The organism is Sulfitobacter sp. AS59, assembly GCF_038899995.1.
GTDB lineage: Bacteria > Pseudomonadota > Alphaproteobacteria > Rhodobacterales > Rhodobacteraceae > Sulfitobacter.
In genome coordinates this window covers 408,427-428,070 of the sequence record NZ_JBBMQK010000004.1, presented here as the reverse complement: position 1 = coordinate 428,070, position 19,644 = coordinate 408,427, and the positions used below count along the sequence as shown (strand labels likewise).

At 55.8% G+C, this 19,644-nt stretch carries 21 protein-coding genes; 10 read left to right on the top strand and 11 right to left on the bottom strand.

The genetic code is table 11. The features are described 5' to 3' along the window. Positions 1-45 precede the first annotated feature (45 nt). The 3 genes from WNY39_RS12180 (at position 46) to deoD (ending at position 3,289) form a co-directional block, all read left to right on the top strand. The gene (locus WNY39_RS12180) at positions 46-2,109 is read left to right on the top strand and encodes a protein meaA (RefSeq protein WP_342845784.1); all 2,064 of its coding nucleotides are present in this window, start codon (positions 46-48) and stop codon (positions 2,107-2,109) included. Positions 2,110-2,190: 81 nt separating this feature from the next. Beyond that, positions 2,191-2,505 (top strand): H-NS family nucleoid-associated regulatory protein, encoded by a 315-nt coding sequence (locus tag WNY39_RS12175; protein WP_341233339.1) that lies wholly within the window; start codon positions 2,191-2,193, stop codon positions 2,503-2,505. 73 nt (positions 2,506-2,578) lie between these two features. Next, entirely contained in the window at positions 2,579-3,289 is a 711-nt protein-coding gene (gene deoD / locus WNY39_RS12170; RefSeq protein ID WP_342845783.1) for a purine-nucleoside phosphorylase, read from the top strand. A gap of 41 nt (positions 3,290-3,330) precedes the next feature. On the opposite strand, the gene WNY39_RS12165 is transcribed toward deoD, so the two are convergent. From WNY39_RS12165 to WNY39_RS12115, 11 genes are all read right to left on the bottom strand, one after another. Next, entirely contained in the window at positions 3,331-4,173 is an 843-nt protein-coding gene (locus WNY39_RS12165) for a DUF1989 domain-containing protein (protein WP_342845782.1), read from the bottom strand. Then, positions 4,170-5,822 carry an FAD-binding dehydrogenase gene (locus WNY39_RS12160; RefSeq protein ID WP_342845781.1) on the bottom strand — a complete coding sequence of 551 codons (1,653 nt, stop codon included), beginning with the start codon at positions 5,820-5,822 and terminating at the stop codon, positions 4,170-4,172. The genes WNY39_RS12165 and WNY39_RS12160 overlap by 4 nt, the downstream gene beginning before the upstream one ends. Before the next feature lie 61 nt (positions 5,823-5,883). Continuing rightward, complete coding sequence (locus WNY39_RS12155) at positions 5,884-6,105, bottom strand: hypothetical protein (protein ID WP_342845780.1); 222 nt, start codon at positions 6,103-6,105, stop codon at positions 5,884-5,886. 48 nt (positions 6,106-6,153) lie between these two features. After that, positions 6,154-6,933: a succinate dehydrogenase iron-sulfur subunit gene (locus tag WNY39_RS12150; RefSeq protein ID WP_341233335.1), complete on the bottom strand. Its 780-nt coding sequence runs from the start codon at positions 6,931-6,933 to the stop codon at positions 6,154-6,156. 53 nt (positions 6,934-6,986) lie between these two features. Then, a complete protein-coding gene (locus WNY39_RS12145; protein WP_342845779.1) occupies positions 6,987-7,805 on the bottom strand; it encodes an FkbM family methyltransferase in 819 nt (272 codons plus the stop codon). Further along, on the bottom strand, positions 7,805-8,203 hold the full coding sequence (locus WNY39_RS12140; RefSeq protein WP_342845778.1) for a hypothetical protein: 399 nt from the start codon (positions 8,201-8,203) through the stop codon (positions 7,805-7,807). Before WNY39_RS12140 ends, WNY39_RS12145 begins: the two co-directional genes overlap by 1 nt. Positions 8,204-8,264: 61 nt before the next feature. Beyond that, positions 8,265-10,070: a succinate dehydrogenase flavoprotein subunit gene (sdhA, locus tag WNY39_RS12135; protein WP_341233332.1), complete on the bottom strand. Its 1,806-nt coding sequence runs from the start codon at positions 10,068-10,070 to the stop codon at positions 8,265-8,267. Positions 10,071-10,100: 30 nt separating this feature from the next. Further along, complete coding sequence (gene sdhD, locus WNY39_RS12130) at positions 10,101-10,472, bottom strand: succinate dehydrogenase, hydrophobic membrane anchor protein (RefSeq protein ID WP_341233331.1); 372 nt, start codon at positions 10,470-10,472, stop codon at positions 10,101-10,103. Positions 10,473-10,483: 11 nt separating this feature from the next. Next, positions 10,484-10,867: a succinate dehydrogenase, cytochrome b556 subunit gene (gene sdhC, locus WNY39_RS12125; RefSeq protein ID WP_342845777.1), complete on the bottom strand. Its 384-nt coding sequence runs from the start codon at positions 10,865-10,867 to the stop codon at positions 10,484-10,486. A 332-nt stretch (positions 10,868-11,199) separates the two neighbouring features. Then, positions 11,200-12,162: a malate dehydrogenase gene (gene mdh, locus WNY39_RS12120; protein ID WP_093917053.1), complete on the bottom strand. Its 963-nt coding sequence runs from the start codon at positions 12,160-12,162 to the stop codon at positions 11,200-11,202. Between the two features lie 187 nt (positions 12,163-12,349). Then, positions 12,350-13,207 carry a PRC-barrel domain-containing protein gene (locus tag WNY39_RS12115; protein WP_341233329.1) on the bottom strand — a complete coding sequence of 286 codons (858 nt, stop codon included), beginning with the start codon at positions 13,205-13,207 and terminating at the stop codon, positions 12,350-12,352. Positions 13,208-13,360: 153 nt separating this feature from the next. Between WNY39_RS12115 and WNY39_RS12110 the strand changes: the two genes are divergently transcribed. The 7 genes from WNY39_RS12110 (at position 13,361) to sucD (ending at position 19,603) form a co-directional block, all read left to right on the top strand. Next, entirely contained in the window at positions 13,361-14,113 is a 753-nt protein-coding gene (locus WNY39_RS12110; protein ID WP_342845776.1) for a sulfite exporter TauE/SafE family protein, read from the top strand. Between the two features lie 100 nt (positions 14,114-14,213). Next, positions 14,214-15,071 carry a CoA ester lyase gene (locus tag WNY39_RS12105; protein WP_342845775.1) on the top strand — a complete coding sequence of 286 codons (858 nt, stop codon included), beginning with the start codon at positions 14,214-14,216 and terminating at the stop codon, positions 15,069-15,071. A 4-nt stretch (positions 15,072-15,075) separates the two neighbouring features. Then, positions 15,076-15,633 carry an NnrU family protein gene (locus tag WNY39_RS12100; RefSeq protein ID WP_342845774.1) on the top strand — a complete coding sequence of 186 codons (558 nt, stop codon included), beginning with the start codon at positions 15,076-15,078 and terminating at the stop codon, positions 15,631-15,633. Positions 15,634-15,648: 15 nt separating this feature from the next. Next, positions 15,649-15,852 (top strand): DUF1737 domain-containing protein, encoded by a 204-nt coding sequence (locus WNY39_RS12095; RefSeq protein ID WP_341233325.1) that lies wholly within the window; start codon positions 15,649-15,651, stop codon positions 15,850-15,852. Continuing rightward, complete coding sequence (locus tag WNY39_RS12090) at positions 15,852-16,889, top strand: MaoC family dehydratase (protein WP_342845773.1); 1,038 nt, start codon at positions 15,852-15,854, stop codon at positions 16,887-16,889. The genes WNY39_RS12095 and WNY39_RS12090 overlap by 1 nt, the downstream gene beginning before the upstream one ends. 399 nt (positions 16,890-17,288) lie before the next feature. Beyond that, the gene (sucC, locus tag WNY39_RS12085) at positions 17,289-18,482 is read left to right on the top strand and encodes an ADP-forming succinate--CoA ligase subunit beta (protein ID WP_342845772.1); all 1,194 of its coding nucleotides are present in this window, start codon (positions 17,289-17,291) and stop codon (positions 18,480-18,482) included. 233 nt (positions 18,483-18,715) lie between these two features. Continuing rightward, positions 18,716-19,603 (top strand): succinate--CoA ligase subunit alpha, encoded by an 888-nt coding sequence (sucD, locus tag WNY39_RS12080; RefSeq protein ID WP_341233322.1) that lies wholly within the window; start codon positions 18,716-18,718, stop codon positions 19,601-19,603. Positions 19,604-19,644: the final 41 nt, after the last annotated feature.

The window sequence follows — 19,644 nt, the reverse complement described above, 5'->3', positions numbered from 1 at the left end:
AGACCCACACAGGGCAAACTGTCAACGCCCGTAAGCCTCCTCAACATGCCGCGATGCAGCGAATTGACACCGCCCGATTATTTCAAGTATCAGTCTGTCAGGGTAATAATATTGCTCGCCCGATTCACGAAAGGCCGCACCATGACGCAACAAACCAAAGACCGCCCTTGGCTTATCCGCACCTATGCCGGACACTCCACCGCCGAGGCATCCAATGCGCTGTACCGCAGCAATCTGGACAAAGGTCAGACCGGCCTTTCTGTTGCTTTCGACCTTCCGACACAAACCGGATACGACAGTGATCATATTCTTTCACGGGGCGAGGTCGGCAAAGTCGGCGTTCCCGTTAGCCATCTTGGCGACATGCGGATGCTGTTCAAAGATATCCCGCTTGAGCAAATGAACACCTCTATGACCATTAACGCGACCGCGCCGTGGTTGTTGGCGCTATATATTGCCGTGGCCGAGGAACAGGGCGCTGATGTTTCCGCCTTGCAGGGAACCGTTCAAAACGACCTGATCAAGGAATACCTGTCGCGCGGCACGTATATCTGCCCGCCTGCCCCGTCGTTGAAGATGATCGCGGACGTGGCTGAATATTGCTATACCAACGTGCCGAAATGGAACCCGATGAACGTGTGTTCCTACCACCTGCAAGAGGCTGGCGCGACACCCGAACAGGAATTGGCCTTTGCCTTGGCCACGGCCACCGCCGTGCTGGATGCCCTGCGCCCCCGCGTGCCCGAGAAAGATTTCCCGACACTGGTTGGCCGGATTTCATTTTTTGTGAATGCGGGTATCCGTTTCGTTACCGAGATGTGCAAAATGCGCGCCTTTGGTGACCTGTGGGATGAAATTTGCCTTGAACGCTATGGCGTCGAGGACCCCAAATTCCGCCGCTTCCGTTATGGCGTTCAGGTGAACTCCCTTGGTTTGACGGAACAGCAGCCCGAAAACAACGTCTACCGCATTTTGATCGAAATGCTGGCTGTCACGCTGTCGAAAAACGCCCGTGCCCGTGCCGTTCAACTGCCCGCCTGGAACGAAGCTTTGGGTCTGCCGCGCCCGTGGGATCAGCAATGGTCGATGCGGATGCAGCAAATCATGGCCTACGAGACTGACTTGCTTGAGTTTGACGATCTGTTCGATGGCAACCCCGCTGTTGACCGCAAAGTCGAAGCGTTGAAGGAAGGCGCGCGCGCCGAATTGGCCAACCTTGACGGTATGGGCGGTGCAATTTCCGCAATCGATTACATGAAATCGCGACTGGTCGAAAGCAACGCCGACCGTCTGGGCCGGATCGAACAGGGCGAAACAATTGTTGTCGGCGTCAACAAGTGGCAACAAGGCGAACCATCGCCGCTAATGACCGGCGATGGCGGCATCATGGTCGTTGACCCAGCCGTTGAGGCCGATCAGATTAACCGCCTAAACGCCTGGCGCGAGGACCGCGATCAGGCCGCCGTCGACAAGGCGCTGGCAGATCTACGCGCGGCCGCCGCAGAAGGGCGCAATGTCATGGAACCGTCAATCGCCGCTGCCAAGGCAGGGGTCACCACAGGTGAATGGGCCGCGCAAATGCGGGCCGTGCATGGCGAATATCGCGGACCCACCGGCGTTGCCGCAGGTCGGTCGAACAAGACAGAAGGGTTGGATGATCTGCGCGAGGCGGTGGATGCCGTAAGCACACGTCTGGGCCGCCGACTTAGCTTTCTGGTTGGCAAGCCCGGGCTTGATGGTCATTCAAATGGCGCGGAACAAATTGCCGTACGTGCCCGCGATTGCGGCATGGACATCGCCTATGAGGGTATTCGCCTGACGCCGTCCGAAATCGTAAAAGCCGCGAAAGAGGGTAACCATCACGTTGTCGGGCTTTCTATTCTTTCAGGGTCGCATATTCCGCTGGTCGAAGACCTGATGGCGCAGATGCGTGAGGCTGGTCTTGGACATATTCCAGTCGTCGTGGGCGGAATCATTCCCGAAGACGATAAAATACGACTTCTCGGAATGGGTGTGGCACGGGTTTATACGCCCAAAGACTTTGAGTTGAATACAATCATGCAAGATATCGTAATACTGGCAGACCCGGAAACTATTGCAGCACAGTAATTTGATTAGGCGCTTATTTTCTTTTTTTGTTTATTCTTTTCGCGTAAAGCGAAAGTCACTTACTGAATAGGAACGAGTAAAATGAGCATTAATCTAGACTCCATGTCTCATAAAGAGCTTGAGACTTTGTTGAACGACGTGAAAACTGCGATTAAATCCGCGTATGAACGCGACCGTGTGGAAGCGCGTAAAGCAGCTGAAAAAGCAGCGGCTGAATTTGGTTTCTCTTTGGATGAAGTATCTTCGGGTGCTAAAAAACCAAAGGGGGCCAAAGCTGCCGCAAAATACGCAAATCCTGCTGACAAATCCCAAACTTGGACTGGCAAAGGCCGCCAGCCAAATTGGTACCGTGAACTGACAGCCAAAGGCGTTTCGCCTGACGACCTCGCCATCTAAGGCTAAATTTGCAACGTAGAATAGAGTGCCCCAAATCCGGGGCGCTCTTTTACATTTAACGGTAGATATCAAAATGACGACACATATCGGTGCCCAAGTGGGCGAAATCGCTGAAACGGTTTTAATGCCCGGTGACCCCTATCGCGCAAAATGGGCGGCAGAAAAGTTTCTGAAAGACGCCAAACTTGTGAACGAAGTGCGCGGTATGCTTGGCTTTACCGGTACATGGAATGGCCACCGCGTTACCATTCAAGGTTCCGGAATGGGAATGCCGTCGCTTTCTATCTATGCCAATGAACTGATTTCGACCTATGGGGCCAAAACACTGATCCGCATCGGATCATGTGGCGGCATGCAGCCGCATGTTGGCATTCGTGACGTCATTATTGCAATGACCGCGACAACAATCACGTCCCCCTCTTCTGGTATTTTCCGCGAAATGAATTTCGCGCCTTGTGCCGATTGGTCCTTGTTGCAAGCTGCCGTTACGGCCGCGCAAACAATGGATACCAAAACCCATGTCGGCGGCATTTATTCGTCTGATGTGTTTTACGCCGAACGACCCGATCTGGACGAGCAAATGGTACGCCACGGCGTCTTGGGCGTGGAGATGGAAGCCGCCGAGCTTTATATCTTGGCAGCACGCCATAAATGCCGGGCTTTGGCTGTACTCACCGTCAGCGACCACCTGCAAACCGGTGAAGCATTGCCCGCATCAGAGCGTGAACAATCCTTTGGCGACATGGTCGAGATTGCGCTAAAAGCGGCCTTTCCCGACGCATAAAAATTGCCGGCACGCTTAAACCCCGCATCGGGGTTTAAGCGCTAGATGCCATGAGACCGGTCATAGCCGCTGATATCGGGTTCTGCCACCGCATCCATGCTTCCTGCTTCAGGCGCATAAATCTCGACCAGCAGCGGATAGCAGGCCGCAGCATCCGAAGAATGCTCTGCCGAACAGTCTCCCCCCGGACAGGCGCTTAACGCGCCCAGCAGATCAATCTCGGCGTAAAACTCAAGGTAGTCACCCGGCCGAACCGGGCTGGCCTTCATAAAATACTGGCCCGTTTCACGGGTAAATCCGGTGCACATAAAGACATTCAACACATCATGCACGTACGGTTCTGCCTCGGCCACGGGAACGCCCAGATGGTTTGCCAAGGCGCGGGTCAGGTTAGAATGACAGCAATGATGGTACTGCCCGCCCGCCAACAAGTGATGGGTATAGGGGTCGCAACGCGTGCCGATAACATCATGCACCGATCCGCCAAATTCATCCTTGCCGTACCAGCCCAGCGTATCATGGGTGATCGTCGCCATGGGGCGCAAATAGGGAAAGCTGGTCCACATGCGCTGGCCAGTCGTGATATGTGTGCCGTGCAACGCGCGGGTTTTGCCGGAATAGAACCGTTCATGCAGATTATCACGCGCCCACAGGTTCAAGTCGCCGACCTGCGAACCCTCGACGCTGACAATCCGAAAGAAATGCCCCGCAGGCACGGTAAAGCATCCCGCATCGCGCGGCGGCACCAGAACTTCGTCCACCTTAGTCATCATGGCGCGCGCGTTTTCATACGTCGCCATGTCCGGCACAGGAAGCGTATCAACCGGATAGCAGATAACCGGTTTAACCGCGCGCCGTGCAGCTGCGTCTTTTGGTGTGTTCATGCGTTTTTCCCTGCAATTCGGCCCGAGAATAAACATCCTCCAAGGAATGTCCCCTCAAGCGCGTTATACCCGTGATAACCCCCGCCGCCAAGGCCGCAAACCTCGCCTGCAGCGAAAAGGCCCTGCAAAACGTCGCCCTGTGGGGTCAGCACCCTGCCTTGTAGATCGGTATGCAGCCCGCCCAAACTTTTACGGGTCAGAACATTCAGCCTGACCGCGATCAACGGACCATTTTTAGCGTCCAGAATGGCATGCGGCTTCGCCGTGCGGATCAGCCTGTCCCCCCGATAGTTGCGCGCACCGTGGATCGCGGTGATCTGCGCGTCCTTGGAAAACGAGTTGTCTAACTGCCCATCCCGCGCCGCGATCTGGCTGCGCACATGGTCCAGATCAAGCGGCTGATCCGGGGTTAGCTTATTCATCCCCGCAACCAGTTCTTCCAAACGATCCGCGACGATGAAATCAGCGCCATTTTCCTTGAACGCCTCAACAGCGGGCGTTGCCCCCTTGCCAAGCCGCGCTTTCAACACATCGCGCCAGCCGCCATCTGTCAGGTCAGGATTCTGCTCAGACCCTGACAGGGCGAATTCCTTTTCGATAATCTTTTGGGTGAGGATAAACCAGCTGTGTTCGCCCGCCTGCAATATCCGCTTGAGCGTCGACAACGTGTCGAAACCGGGCATGCAGGGGGCCTCCATCCGGTCGCCCTTGGCATCCAGCCAGATCGACGAGGGGCCGGGCAAAATACGAATGCCGTGGTTAGGCCAGATCGGGTTCCAGTTCTCAACACCCTCGCAATAGTGCCACATCCGGTCTTCGTTGATCAGCCCCGCACCAGCCGTCGCCGCGATGCCGTGCATCTTGCCGTCCACGTAATCAGGGACGCCCGAAACCATGCGGCGCGGCGGGTTCCCCAGACGGTCGGCGGGCCAATGCGTGCGCACCAAGTCATGATTGGCACCAATGCCCCCCGTCGTCAAAATTACGGACTCGGCTTGATAGCTGAACGCGCCAATGACTGAACGGCTCGTGCTTTCCCCGCGCGGCTTGGTTGTGTCTTCAAGCACATCCCCCGACACCCCGCACACGGCACCGTTTGTGACCTCAAGCCCGGTAACTTGATGGCGAAACGCCATGTGCAGCTGTCCGGCGGCGGCATGGTCCTGCATCAGCTTAGCAAAGGGGGCCACCACACCGGTACCTGTCCCCCAGGTGATGTGGAAACGGGGCACTGAATTGCCGTGCCCCCCCGCCATTGACCCACCGCGTTCTGCCCAGCCGACGACAGGGAACCACCGCATGCCCAACCCGTGCAGCCAGCCGCGCATATCGCCAGCGGCCCATTCGACAAATCGTGTGGCATAGGCGCGCGGGTTTGCATCCTCGGGACGGTCGAACTGGGCGGACCCCATCCAATCGCGCAGGGCCAGTTCTGCACTGTCGCGGATACCCAGCCTGCGTTGTTCGGGCGTATCAACCATGAACAGCCCGCCAAGGGACCAAAACGCCTGACCGCCCAAGCTTTGCGGGCCTTCTTGGTCTATCAACAACACGCGACGCCCGCGCAAAATCGCCTCGTGGGCGGCAACCATGCCAGCAAGGCCAGCGCCAACTACTATCACATCTGCTTTGAAATTCTTATCTTTCATGGTTCCCCCCTAGCTCAGAGAAAGGCTAGTCGACGACCGATGGCGGTGTCGAGGACCGTGTTCAAAGTGGCCGCGAGGTTACTTTGGATTTGCAGTCTTGCGGCGGGCCTTTTGCGTCAGTGTACTCTTCGGCACCGCAGGCCGCGCAGCGGTAATATTGCAGGTTGCCCTTGTCCCGCGACGCATTTTTACGCCAACGGCAGGCGCGTGTATCTGTGCCGCGCCGGGTAACATAGGCGACAATCAGAAATACGATAATAAAGGTGATTAGAATAAGAGGCATAGAAGGCCTGCCGGCCCACCCCGACGCATGCGGGATGGGCAATGCTGATTAGATGGTGCGTTCGACCATCATCTTTTTGATATTCGCGATGGCCGCCGCCGGGTTCAAACCTTTGGGGCAAGTCTTGGCGCAGTTCATAATGGTGTGGCAGCGGTACAGCTTGAACGGATCTTCAAGCTCGTCCAGACGTTCGCCCGTCGCCTCATCACGGCTGTCGATCAACCAGCGATAGGCGTGCAGCAACGCGGCTGGCCCAAGGTAACGGTCGCCATTCCACCAGTAGCTGGGGCAGGACGTGGAACAACACGCACACATGATACATTCGTACAGACCATCCAGCTTGGCGCGGTCATCAATCGACTGCTTCCATTCCTTTGCAGGGGCTGGCGTTTCGGTCTCCAGCCAAGGCTGGATTGACGCGTGCTGCGCATAGAAATGGGTCAGGTCGGGGATCAAATCCTTGACCACAGGCATGTGCGGCAAAGGATAGATTTTCACCGCGCCCTTCACCTCTTCAACGCCGTAGGTACAGGCAAGGGTGTTGATCCCATCGATGTTCATCGCGCAAGATCCGCAAATCCCCTCGCGGCAGGAACGGCGGAATGTCAGCGTCGGGTCGATCTCGTTCTTGATCTTGATCAGAGCGTCCAAAATCATCGGGCCGCAGCTGTCCATGTCGACGAAATAGGTGTCGATGGCAGGGTTCTTACCGTCATCAGGGTTCCAGCGGTAAATCTGGAACTGCTTGAGGTTTTTGGCACCCTCGGGTTTTGGCCACGTCTTACCGGATGTCATCCGGGAATTTTTTGGGAGCGTGAGTTGAACCATATCGCTTCTCCTGGTCTGCCGGGCGTTACCCCGTTTTCAATAAATTCGGGCGCTTATTTTTTCTTAAGATAAAGCGCGTTTCCTTCGGCCTGCATGGTTTCTTCGAAACCGCTGGCCAGTATTTTTTCGCAAAGGTCTGTCTGCCATTCATCGGCATGGCGCACCTCGATCAAGATCGCATCGGGCAACCATCCGCCAGACTGCGCACCATCCAGCATCGGGCCAAGAACGGTTTCTTCGGCACCTTCAACATCGATTTTTATCAGCGTGAAATCGTGATCTTTCGACGCGGCTGTAAAGTGGCTCAGCGGTCGGGTGGGCACCAGAATCGTACCATTACGCATCCCGGGCTTAACGTCCATTAATGACGCCTGACCGTAGTTATGCCCGCGAAAGTTCAGCATCGCCTCGCCCTCGTGATCAGACAATGCACAGCCTTCGATCCGAATGACGTCGGCAAGGTTATTAAGCTGTATGTTATGGCCCAAACGCCCCACCATGATCGGATTGGGTTCAAACGCGATAACACGCGATCCTTTGCCGCACGCAAGGGCCAGCGGAATGGTGAAGGCACCGCAGTTGGCACCGATGTCCATCACCAGAACGTTGCGATCTTCCACCAGCTCAACCACAGCCACCAGCGATTTCAGCTCGGGCGGGCAGCCGTCAAGCCACATGCGGGTTTCGGTATAGTTGTCGCGGGGATCAACAAGCATCTTGATGTCAGCGAATTCGATCTCGACCGGGCCAAGCGACGCCTTGATCTTTGACCGCTCTTGCGTCGATCCCTTGCGGTAACGGTCACGCAGGGCGTCCATCTCGGCCGCTTTGATCTGCTCCGCCATCACGTTGCTTTCCCCCTCAACCCCCATCAGCCAAGAGTTCCCGTCAGGCCAAGACTGCTTTGCGACAGGCAGCGCACGGTTTCAGGGCGCGACAGAACAGAGCGTACAGTCGCAACGGTCGTGTCATCCACACCAATCACCACCGACTTGGCAAAAACGCGCACCTCGTCGGCACTGGCATGGTCGATCACACAGTCGGTAAATGGCGTAATCATCTGCTTTGGCACTTCGGGAAACCGCGTGGCGATGGTTTCTGTGACAACACCTTTGGTGCTTTCGCGGGCGATTTCATCAACGCGGTCGGACGCCTCTGTACAGGCAGATAGGCCCGCTGCCATCAACACCATGCATAACGCTGCCGAGCGGCCGGTGCTGTTGCGCAGGCCTGCCAAGGTGTTTTGAAATGAATATCCCGCAACTGACACAGTGTTTCCTTTGGATTGGTGTGTGCCCCGCCCCGGCATGTGCCGGACCGGAACCGTAGCTTTAGTACACCCGCGCTTTCGGTGCGATTTTCTTGAGGTCGATGCCGCCCTCTTTCTCGGTCGTCAAAGGATCAAGGTGAACGCCGCGATAGCCAAGCGACGCTTCGTTCCCCTTGAACCAAACAAGGCTGTGCTTGCGCCAGTTTTTGTCATCGCGATCAGGATAATCCTCGTGGGCGTGCGCCCCGCGGCTTTCCTTGCGCGCGGCCGCGGCTGTGATCGTTGCCACAGCGTTCGGCATCAGGTTGGTCAGCTCAAGCGTTTCCATCAGGTCAGAGTTCCAGACCAGCGACTTGTCCGTCACTTTAAGGTCCGCCGTCTTGGCTGCGACCTCGTCCATTTTCACTTTGCCTTCGTTCAGCGTCTTGTCGGTGCGGAACACAGCAGCGTCGGCCTGCATAGTTTTCTGCATCTCTAGACGCAGCTCGGCAGTTGCGATGTCGCCCTTGGCATAACGCAGACCGTCAAACCGGTCGAATGCCGCATCGATCGAGCGTTGATTTGGCGTGGGCACTGGTGTCGTCGGATCAACGATGTCCTTGGCGCGGATCGCAGCGGCCCGGCCGAACACCACCAAATCGATCAGCGAGTTTGACCCAAGACGGTTCGCACCGTGAACCGAAGCGCAGCCAGCCTCGCCCACAGCCATCAGGCCGGGTGCAACGTTGTCAGGTTTGTCAGCGGTGGGTGACAGCACCTCGCCCCAATAGTTCGTGGGAATGCCGCCCATGTTATAGTGGACTGTCGGCAGAACCGGAATCGGTTCCTTGGTCAGATCAACACCGGCAAAAATACGCGCCGATTCCGAAATGCCCGGCAGGCGCAGGTCCAGTGTCTCTTTGGGCAGGTGGTTCAGGTGCAGGTGAATGTGGTCTTTGTTTTCGCCCACTCCGCGCCCTTCGCGGATTTCCATCGTCATGCAGCGCGAAACAACGTCGCGGCTGGCAAGGTCTTTATAGGTGGGCGCATACCGTTCCATGAACCGTTCGCCTTCGGAGTTGGTCAGATATCCACCTTCCCCGCGTGCGCCTTCGGTGATCAAACAACCCGCGCCATAGATACCGGTCGGGTGGAACTGAACGAATTCCATATCTTGCAGGGGCAGCCCTGCGCGTGCGGTCATACCGCCGCCGTCACCTGTACAGGTGTGGGCCGATGTGGCGCTGAAATAGGCGCGGCCATAGCCACCAGTTGCCAGAACAACCATCTTGGCGCTGAACAGGTGCATGGTGCCATCGTCCAGCTTCCAGCACAAAACGCCCTGACACACGCCGTCTTCGGACATGATCAAATCGATGGCGAAATATTCGATATAGAATTCCGCGTTATGCTTTAGCGATTGACCATAAAGCGTGTGCAAGATCGCGTGGCCGGTGCGGTCAGCGGCGGCACAGGTGCGCTGTACGGGGGGGCCTTCGCCGAATTCAGTTGTGTGGCCACCGAACGGGCGCTGGTAAATCTTGCCCGCTTCGGTGCGCGAGAATGGGACGCCGTAATGCTCAAGCTCGTAAACCGCTTTGGGGGCTTCACGGGCGAGGTATTCCATCGCATCCGTATCGCCCAGCCAGTCAGACCCTTTGACGGTGTCGTACATGTGCCACTGCCAGTTATCAGGGCCCATGTTCGACAGCGACGCGGCGATGCCGCCCTGCGCTGCAACAGTGTGCGACCGTGTCGGGAAAACTTTGGTAACGCAGGCCGTTTTCAGCCCCTGCTCGGCCATGCCGAGGGTGGCGCGCAGACCGGCACCACCGGCCCCCACAACAACCACATCATATTCATGCGTTTCATATTCGTATGCAGCCATGTCTCGGACTCCCGTAGTGCGAATTCTGTATTAAAGCGCGATGCGTGCGATGGCGAAAATGCCAACCGCCGCCGCGCCGTAGCTGAGGCAAGTCATCAAGATGATGGCAATTTTCTGCGAAAGACCATGAACATAGTCTTCGATCATCACCTGCACACCGTCGTTAAAATGCTTGAACCCCACGGCCAATGTCAGTGCGGCCACGATTGCAGGGAACGGTTTGGCGTAATAGGCCAGCACCTCTTCATAGGTGCCGCCCAGTGCCGCGCCAAAGGTAAAGACGAACAGCGGGATCAGGATGAGCAGCGCAACCGAGCTGACTTTCATCGCCCAGAAATGAGCGGTGCCGGATTTCGCCGACCCCAAGCCAAGCGCGCGTTTGCGGTCTGTCAAATAAGCCATGTCTATTCCCCTTAAATGATCAGCGCGGTGATGATGGTCAGCACGACCGACCCGGCCAATATGGCCCAGCCCAGCTTTTCAGCCGTTGGGATATCCAGCGCATAGCCGTTGTCCCAGATCAGGTGCCGGATGCCAGCAAGGGTGTGATACCAAAGGCCGAGCAGCGAAAAGAACATCACCAGATCGCCGAACCAGCTGGTGATAAATCCGTTGGCCGTCGCGTATGCTTCGGGCGACGTCGCGGCCGCCAAGAACCACCAAACGATCAACAACGCGGCGACCAGCATTGCATTGCCTGTGATCCGGGTCAGGATCGATGTCATCGACGTTAATTGCGGGCGGTAGATCGACAGGTGTGGAGACAGCGGGCGGTTGCCCCGGTTCACATCAGCCATGATGGATTCCTTTTCTCGTCAAGTTCTGCCTATAGATAGCGGTATTTTCGATACTGTCACGCACAGAGGACTGGTTTCACCTATGTTTGCGCACCAAATTCGTTAAAAAATGTGAAACATTCACAACAATTATCAGTTTGTGATCACGAATTTTTTTCATGTGATCACAAAGCCGTAAACCCGATAAAATCAGTAAGAATTCAGCGGCATATTACGGATTTGGTAAATCGGCGGCTTCCCTAGCGCGGATGGAGGGAAGGAATTTCGCAGCCACTGGTAACGCCAGCATTGCGAAAAGGCAGGGCAGCACGCGGTGCTGCCCGGCCAATACTTTAGCTCAAAGAGCCGTCGATGCCTTTGCACGCATCAACCAAGCCTTTTACGGCATTGACGGAATTGTCGAACATCGCTTGTTCGTCTTTATCCATCGAAATCTCGACAACGCGTTCCACGCCGCCTGCACCGATAACGGTTGGCACACCAACGTAGAAACCGTTCAAGCCATAAGAGCCGTCAACATATGCGGCACAGGGCAGCACACGCTTTTGGTCTTTCAGGTAAGCTTCGGCCATTTCGATCGCCGATGTTGCGGGGGCATAGAACGCCGAACCGGTTTTCAGCAGGCCCACGATTTCCGCACCGCCATCACGGGTGCGCTGAACGATTGCGTCCAGTTTATCCTGTGTGGTCCAACCCATTTTTACCAGATCAGGCAATGGGATACCGGCAACAGTCGAATAGCGCGTCAGTGGCACCATGGTGTCACCGTGACCGCCCAGAACGAACGCTGTGACGTCTTTCATGGATACGTTGAATTCAGTCGCCAGGAAGTGACGGAAGCGTGCCGAATCAAGAACGCCAGCCATGCCGCAAACCATGTGGTGTGGCAGGCCAGAGAATTCGCGCAGTGCCCAAACCATCGCATCAAGCGGGTTTGTGATACAGATAACGAATGCGTTTGGTGCGTGGGCTGCAATGCCTTCGCCAACGGACTTCATGACCTTCAGGTTGATGCCCAACAGGTCATCGCGGCTCATCCCCGGCTTGCGGGCAACGCCAGCTGTAACGATACAAACATCAGCGCCTGCGATATCTGCATAATCATTGGCACCCGACATGGTCGCGTCGAACTTTGCCGACGGGCCGGATTCAGCGATATCAAGCGCCTTCCCCTGTGGAACGCCCTCGGCGATGTCGAACAAAACGACGTCGCCCAGTTCTTTGATTGCTGCGAGATGGGCAAGCGTGCCCCCGATCTGCCCAGCGCCGATAAGCGCGATTTTGGGTCTGGCCATGTGGTGTACTCCGACAAGGTTAAGATTGGCCACGGGATAGCGAAATGCATCGCACCGTGCAAGTTGCCCGTGGATCATGGCCCAAGGAAGGTGAACAAACGCATAAAAAAGGGCCACTTCCGGCAGGAAATGGCCCCTAATTTACCTTAGTGGGTTAAACAACCCAACCTCGGCGCGTGTTTTCGGATTAACCTTGGTATTCAGGTTGCGCTTCAAGCGCTTCTTCGCTGCTGTCGATGTAAATGCGGAAGTCGTCGCCTTCGGCATTTTTCAGGACCTGCAGTTCATCCCAGGTCACGGCAACAGGTTTTTCACCCAAGCCAAGGAAACCGCCAACATTGATCACGACCTCATTGATCTGACCGTCGTCGCCCAGAATCAGGCTGTCGACTTCGCCTACGGTTTCGTTATTCGCGCCGTAAACATAAGAACCTTCCAGATCCTCAGCTGTCAGTGCTTGCATGTCTTCAACGTCGGCATCCGAATAGCCTTCGTAGGCTACGGTTGGACGTGTCAGCATTGTGCGCTCTTCTGCACGGGCTTCTTTATCCATTTCCGATGTTGCGGAATGGTCTGTTTCGGCACGATCCATGTTTTCATCCATGTCTTCGTCCATGGGGCGTTCGAATTCAGGTGCTTGCTCAAGCATCTCTTTCGACGTTGTTACAACCAAGAAACGGTCATCGGCGTCGTCTTCGCTACGCAGGACTTTGATGCTGTCCATGCTTACGCTTACGTCACGTTCGCCCATGCCAAGGAAACCGCCGACGCCCAGAATAACGGCTTTAACATCGCCATTTTCGTCGAGCAGGATGTCATTGATTTCACCAATGTCGTCCCATTCGGTTTCTGCGCCATTGGCGACTGTCATGTTCGTATCAACGTCAGATTCAGAGTTGTAGATACGCATGCCGATCAGATCGGATGCAAAGAAGTCAGACGATTGCGCCACTGTGCTGCCGATGCCGTTTTCGGCATGCGAGGCTGCAAATGCTGGGCCCGTCAGAGAAAGAATGATTGCGGTGGTTCCAAGAAAACGTTTCATTACTGTTTACTCCTATTTAAGTACTAGACTTAGCGCCAAGCGAACATCGCTCGGTTGCAGGACTAACCAAGATATCGCCAATGAGTTCCAAGTCAGTTTCGAATTCCGACAAATAAATTTTGCGCAGATACCGCCCTTAGAAAGTTCCATGTGATGACGTTTGATCTTTGGTTTTTTTTCATCGCGGGGCCGGCCGTTATTTTTGCGGGCATATCAAAGGGCGGGTTCGGATCGGGGGCCGCTTTCGCCAGTTCATCGGTCCTTGCGCTGGTGATCGAACCCGGGTTGGCACTGGGAATTATGTTGCCGTTACTGATGCTTATCGATGTCACAACACTGAAACCCTATTGGCGCAAGTGGCGGGCGCATGAGGTTAAACTACTGGTCCTCGGCGGCATTCCCGGGGTTCTTTTGGGTGCTGCCCTGTATAAAATTGCGTCACCCGATTTTTTCCGCCTGCTGATTGGCAGCATCTCGGTCGGCTTTGTGATTTGGCAATGGGCACGTGGTGCAGGTTGGATACGTGCGGCGCGACAGGCCATGCCAAACTGGATGGGCATTTTCTGGGGAAGCGTCGCGGGCTTTACCAGCTTTGTCAGCCATGCCGGTGGCCCTCCCGCCGCTATTTACCTGCTGTCACGGGGCCTCACGAAAACGGAATTTCAAGCCTCCACCGTCCTGTTGTTCTGGACGATCAATATCGCGAAATTTATCCCCTATGCGTTTTTGGGGATATTCACATGGGACACGATGACGGCTGATCTTGTTCTTGCCCCTTTTGCCATTCTTGGGGCGTGGATCGGCGTCAAAGCACATCGATTCATTTCTGAAAGACACTTTTTCGCGCTCACCTATGTCTTGCTGCTGGCCACCGGTAGCAAACTGATCTGGGACGGGTTGACCTAATATCGCCCCGTGAATTGCTGCATCGCGGCACAATTACGCTTGAAGTTTTCGTTAAAAAATGCAGACCTGCGCGCAACAATATTTCTCGGAGGATCATATCATGTCGAAAATCACCCGCCCCCTACGCTCTGTCCTGTATATCCCCGGCTCAAAAGACCGCGCCCTGGACAAAGCCCGCGGCCTGCCCGCTGACGCGATTATTTTCGACCTTGAGGATGCCGTTATTCCGGAAGAAAAAGCCGCCGCCCGCGAAACCTTGGCACAAGCGCTGAAAGACGGCGGATACGGCAGCCGTTTTAAAGTGATCCGTATTAACGGGCTGGACACGGAATGGGGTGCGGACGATGCCCGCGCTGCCGTTTCCATGGATTGCGATGCGATTCTGTTGCCCAAGGTCGGCAGCCCCGAAGATCTGGACGCGCTTGCCGCGATCACAGGTGACATTCCGCTATGGGCCATGATGGAAACACCCGGTGCAATGCTCAACGCTGCTGCGATTGGGGCGCATCCGAAACTGCAATGTATGGTCATGGGCACCAACGACCTGAACAAGGATCTGCAAACCCGCGTCCGTCCCGACCGCTTGCCCCTGCTCACAAGCCTCGGCCTATGTGTATTGGCCGCCAAGGCCAACGGCATCGCGATCATCGATGGCGTTTATAATGCGTTCAAGGATGACGAAGGCCACCGCGTTGAATGTGACCAAGGCCGCGATATGGGTTTTGATGGCAAGACGTTGATCCACCCAGCGCAGCTGGACGTGGCGAACGAAGCATTTTCCCCGTCCGAGGCCGAAGCAGACCTTGCCCGCCGCCAGATCGCAGCGTTTGACGAAATGCAAGCGACAGGTCAGGGTGTGGCAGTCGTGGATGGCCGCATTGTAGAGAACCTGCATGTTGCCACAGCCCGCGAAACATTGGCAAAACTGGACGCAATCGCGGCCCTACAAGCGGAGTAGCCCCATGATGGCACTATTGATCCTCGGCATGATCCTTTGGGTCGGTGCGCATTATTTCAGACGGCTGATGCCGGAACATCGCGCCGCCCTTGGCAACAAGGGCAAAGGCGTGATCGCTGTGGCGATCGTGGTCTCTCTCGTTATGATCATTATCGGGTATCGAGGTGCCGCGTTTATTGACGTCTGGTATCCGCCCAGCTTTTTGACGCATCTCAACAACCTGCTGATGGTGTTCGCGTTCTGGGTCTACGGATCAAGTGCAGCCAAAGGCGCGAAAGCATGGCCCGCCTACAAAACCCGGCATCCGCAATTGATGGCGGTGAAAATCTGGGCTGTCGCGCATCTGCTGGTGAACGGTGATCTTGCGTCGATTATCCTGTTCGGCGGTATGCTTGCGTGGGCTGTGGGTTCGGTCATCCTGATCAACAAAGCTGAACCCGATTGGACACCGCCGCCCGCCGCAGGCAAGGCGACATATATCCGTCTGGCCGTCATCACGGTTGTAATGCTGATCATCACTATTGCGATCCACACATTGCTTGGTGTCTCGCCCGTCTCTTAATCTGAAAGTACTCTGATGAAGCTTTATCGTTTCTTGTCCGAAGAGGACACGTCCGCCTTTTGCCACAAGGTTACCGAAGCCCTGAACAAAGGATGGGAGCTTCACGGTTCCCCCACCCAGACATGGGATGACGCCGCGGGCGTGATGCGCTGCGGGCAGGCCGTCACGAAAGAAGTCGAAGGCACCTATACACCAGAAACGAAACTGGGGGCGCACTGATGGCGGGCAACAAGACAAACGCAGGCCGGTTTTTCGAAGATTACAGCGTCGGCCAAACGATCCAGCACGCGGTGCCCCGCACGGTAAAGGGCGGCGAACGCGCACTTTACCACGCGCTGTATCCGGCACGCCACGCGCTGTATTCATCCGATCAATTCGCGCAAAGCTGCGGACTGCCGTTCAGCCCGATGGACGATATGATCACCTTTCACATCGTATTCGGCAAAACCGTGCCTGATGTATCGCTGAATGCCGTCGCCAATCTGGGCTATGCTCAAGGCCGCTGGTTGGAACCCGTCTGGCCCGGCGACACACTGCGGTCTGTGTCCGAGGTAATCGGCCTCAAGCAGAACTCAAACGGGAAAACCGGTGTCGTCTATGTGCGCACCTCGGGCTATAATCAGGACGACACCAAGGTGTTGGAATACGTCCGGTGGGTGATGGTCCGCAAACGCGACATCAATGCCCCCGCCCCTGCCGAAGGTGTGCCAAATCTGCCCAAGGCGCTGAGCGTGGGCCAACTGCATATTCCTGATGATCTTGATTTCACCAACTACGATTTCACCTTGGCCGGCGAACCGCACCGCTGGGGCGATTACGAAATTGGCGAAAAGATCGACCATGTTGACGGCGTCACCGTGGAAGAGGCCGAACACATGATGGCCACCCGTCTATGGCAAAACACTGCCAAGGTGCATTTCGACACCTCCGCCCGCCCGGACGGGTCGCGGCTGATTTATGGCGGGCATGTGATTTCAATGGCGCGCGCATTGTCGTTTAACGGCTTGGCCAACGCGCAGATGATCGTCGGGTTGAATGGCGGCGCGCACGCCAACCCGTGCCTGTCCGGCGACACCATTCGCGCTTGGTCCGAGGTGTTGGACAAAGCGGACACATCCGCGCCCGGCGTTGGTGCCATCCGCTTGCGGTTGGTTGCAACCAAGGGCGGCGATCCGTTTAAACTGAAAGGTGAAGACGGGAAATATCTGCCCAATGTTCTGCTAGATCTGGACTACTGGGCTTTGATGCCGAAATAGCTTCGCGTTGTGGCGCACCGCATGGCCGCGCCACAACTTTGCCCACAGGCTTGGGGCGAGTGAAATCAAATCACACAAGCTAATCGCGACTAAGCTTCCGTTCGTTAGAGCAGCAATCCGATGCAAGAGTATGTCGTCACCCAATATTAATCGCCCTTGATTTACTGGGCATTGAATCAAGTTTTCCCCAAAATCATCTCAACCCGTAAATATCGCAGCCCTGTTCCAAAGGGCGTTCCCGATAGCATAGGCATATTTGTGATCACACCGATTTATCGTGTGATCACAAATGTCGCTTTTGTTTGAAAAAAACTGTATTTCCGCAAAAAACTGTTTACCCAGTATCAAGACTCAATCGTATACCGCGATTTGACTGGAACAAATACGGGACCGTTTTTCATGAACATCCACGAATATCAGGCGAAAGCCCTATTGCGCACATATGGCGCGCCAGTATCCGACGGCCGCGTCGTACTGAAAGCAGAAGACGCAAAAACAGCCGCTGGCGAAATGGACGGCCCATTGTGGGTGGTCAAGGCGCAGATCCACGCAGGTGGTCGCGGCAAAGGGTCCTTTAAAGAAGCGGACGCTGGCGACAAGGGCGGTGTACGCCTAACCAAATCGGTGGAAGAAGCTGCCGAAGAAGCCAAGAAAATGCTGGGCCGCACATTGGTCACGCATCAAACCGGCCCTGCTGGCAAGCAAGTTAACCGCATCTACATCGAAGACGGTTCCGGTATTGAGACAGAGCTTTACCTTGCCCTGCTCGTTGATCGCCAAACATCGCGTGTTGGTTTTGTTTGCTCGACCGAGGGCGGCATGGACATCGAAGAGGTCGCCGCATCGACCCCCGAGAAAATCGTTAGCTTTTCGGTAGACCCCGCAACCGGCTATCAGGCATTCCACGGTCGCCGTATTGCGTTCACGCTGGGCCTTGAAGGCAAACAAGTGAAACAATGCGTGACCTTGATGGGCCAACTGTACAAAGCCTTTGTCGAAAAAGACATGGAAATGCTGGAAATCAACCCGCTGATCGTCACAGACAGCGGTGACCTGAAGGTACTTGATGCCAAGGTCAGCTTTGATGGCAACGCAATGTACCGCCACGGCGACATCGCTGAATTGCGCGACACCACCGAAGAAGATGCGAAAGAGCTTGAGGCGTCCAAGTACGACCTGAACTATATCGCGCTGGACGGTGAAATCGGCTGCATGGTGAACGGTGCCGGTCTGGCGATGGCCACAATGGACATCATCAAACTGTATGGCGCTGAGCCTGCGAACTTCCTTGATGTTGGTGGCGGTGCCACCAAAGAGAAAGTGACCGAAGCGTTCAAGATCATCACCTCCGACCCGCAAGTCAAAGGCATCTTGGTTAATATCTTTGGCGGTATCATGCGCTGCGACGTCATCGCCGAAGGCGTGGTTGCTGCTGTGAAAGAGGTCGGCCTTAAGGTTCCGCTGGTTGTCCGCCTCGAAGGCACAAACGTCGAAGAAGGCAAAGCGATCATCAACAACTCCGGTCTGGATGTGATTGCCGCCGACAATCTTAAAGACGGTGCACAGAAGATCGTGAAAGCCGTTAAGGGTTAATTCAAGTGACGCAGCGCCCTTTGAGCATGTGTTTGAAGTTTTATAACCGGTGTCGCGTTGGCGACGCCGGTTGCAGCGCGTGCAACAGCGGCCGCGACATGAACATCCCTTTCGACAACACAAATATTAAAACTGGAGTGGCCTAAGTCAGCCCGGCACAATTCACGGGCCTACGCCCTCTCAGATAACAATGCTGATCTTTCAGCATTACGAACCACAGATAGGAAATAACAATGGCAGTCCTCGTAGACGAAAACACCAAAGTGATCTGTCAGGGCCTCACCGGCTCGCAGGGCACGTTCCACACAGAGCAAGCCATCGCATATGGCACCAAAATGGTTGGCGGTGTGACACCCGGCAAAGGCGGGCAGTCGCACCTTGATCTGCCGGTCTTCAACTCGGTCCACGAAGCGCGCCATGTCACCGAAGCCAATGCAACCGTGATCTATGTTCCCCCGCCCTTCGCAGCCGATTCCATCCTCGAGGCGATCGACGCTGAAATGGAACTGATCATCTGCATCACCGAAGGCATCCCTGTGCTGGACATGATGCGCGTCAAACGCGCGCTCGACGGCTCCAAATCACGCCTGATCGGGCCAAACTGCCCCGGTGTTATCACACCTGACGCTTGCAAAATCGGCATCATGCCGGGCCACATCCACAAGCGCGGCACCTGCGGGGTTGTCTCGCGTTCGGGTACGCTTACCTATGAGGCCGTGAAACAAACATCTGATCTTGGCCTTGGCCAATCCTCTGCTGTTGGCATCGGCGGCGACCCCATCAAAGGGTCCGAGCATATCGATATCCTCGAGATGTTCCTGGCCGATCCCGAAACACAGTCGATCATCATGATCGGTGAAATCGGTGGTTCCGCCGAAGAAGAAGCCGCACAATTCCTTGCCGACGAAAAGAAGAAAGGCCGTTGGAAACCAACCGCCGGTTTCATCGCAGGCCGCACAGCCCCTCCCGGCCGTCGCATGGGCCACGCCGGCGCGATCGTTGCAGGCGGCAAAGGTGACGCAGAAAGCAAGATCGAAGCCATGAAAGAAGCCGGTATCGTTGTTGCGGACAGCCCCGCGACACTGGGCGAAGCCGTGCAAGAAGCCATCAAACTGGGCTAATCCCGTTTGGTCAGGCGGGGCATTCCCTGCCTGACCTCCTC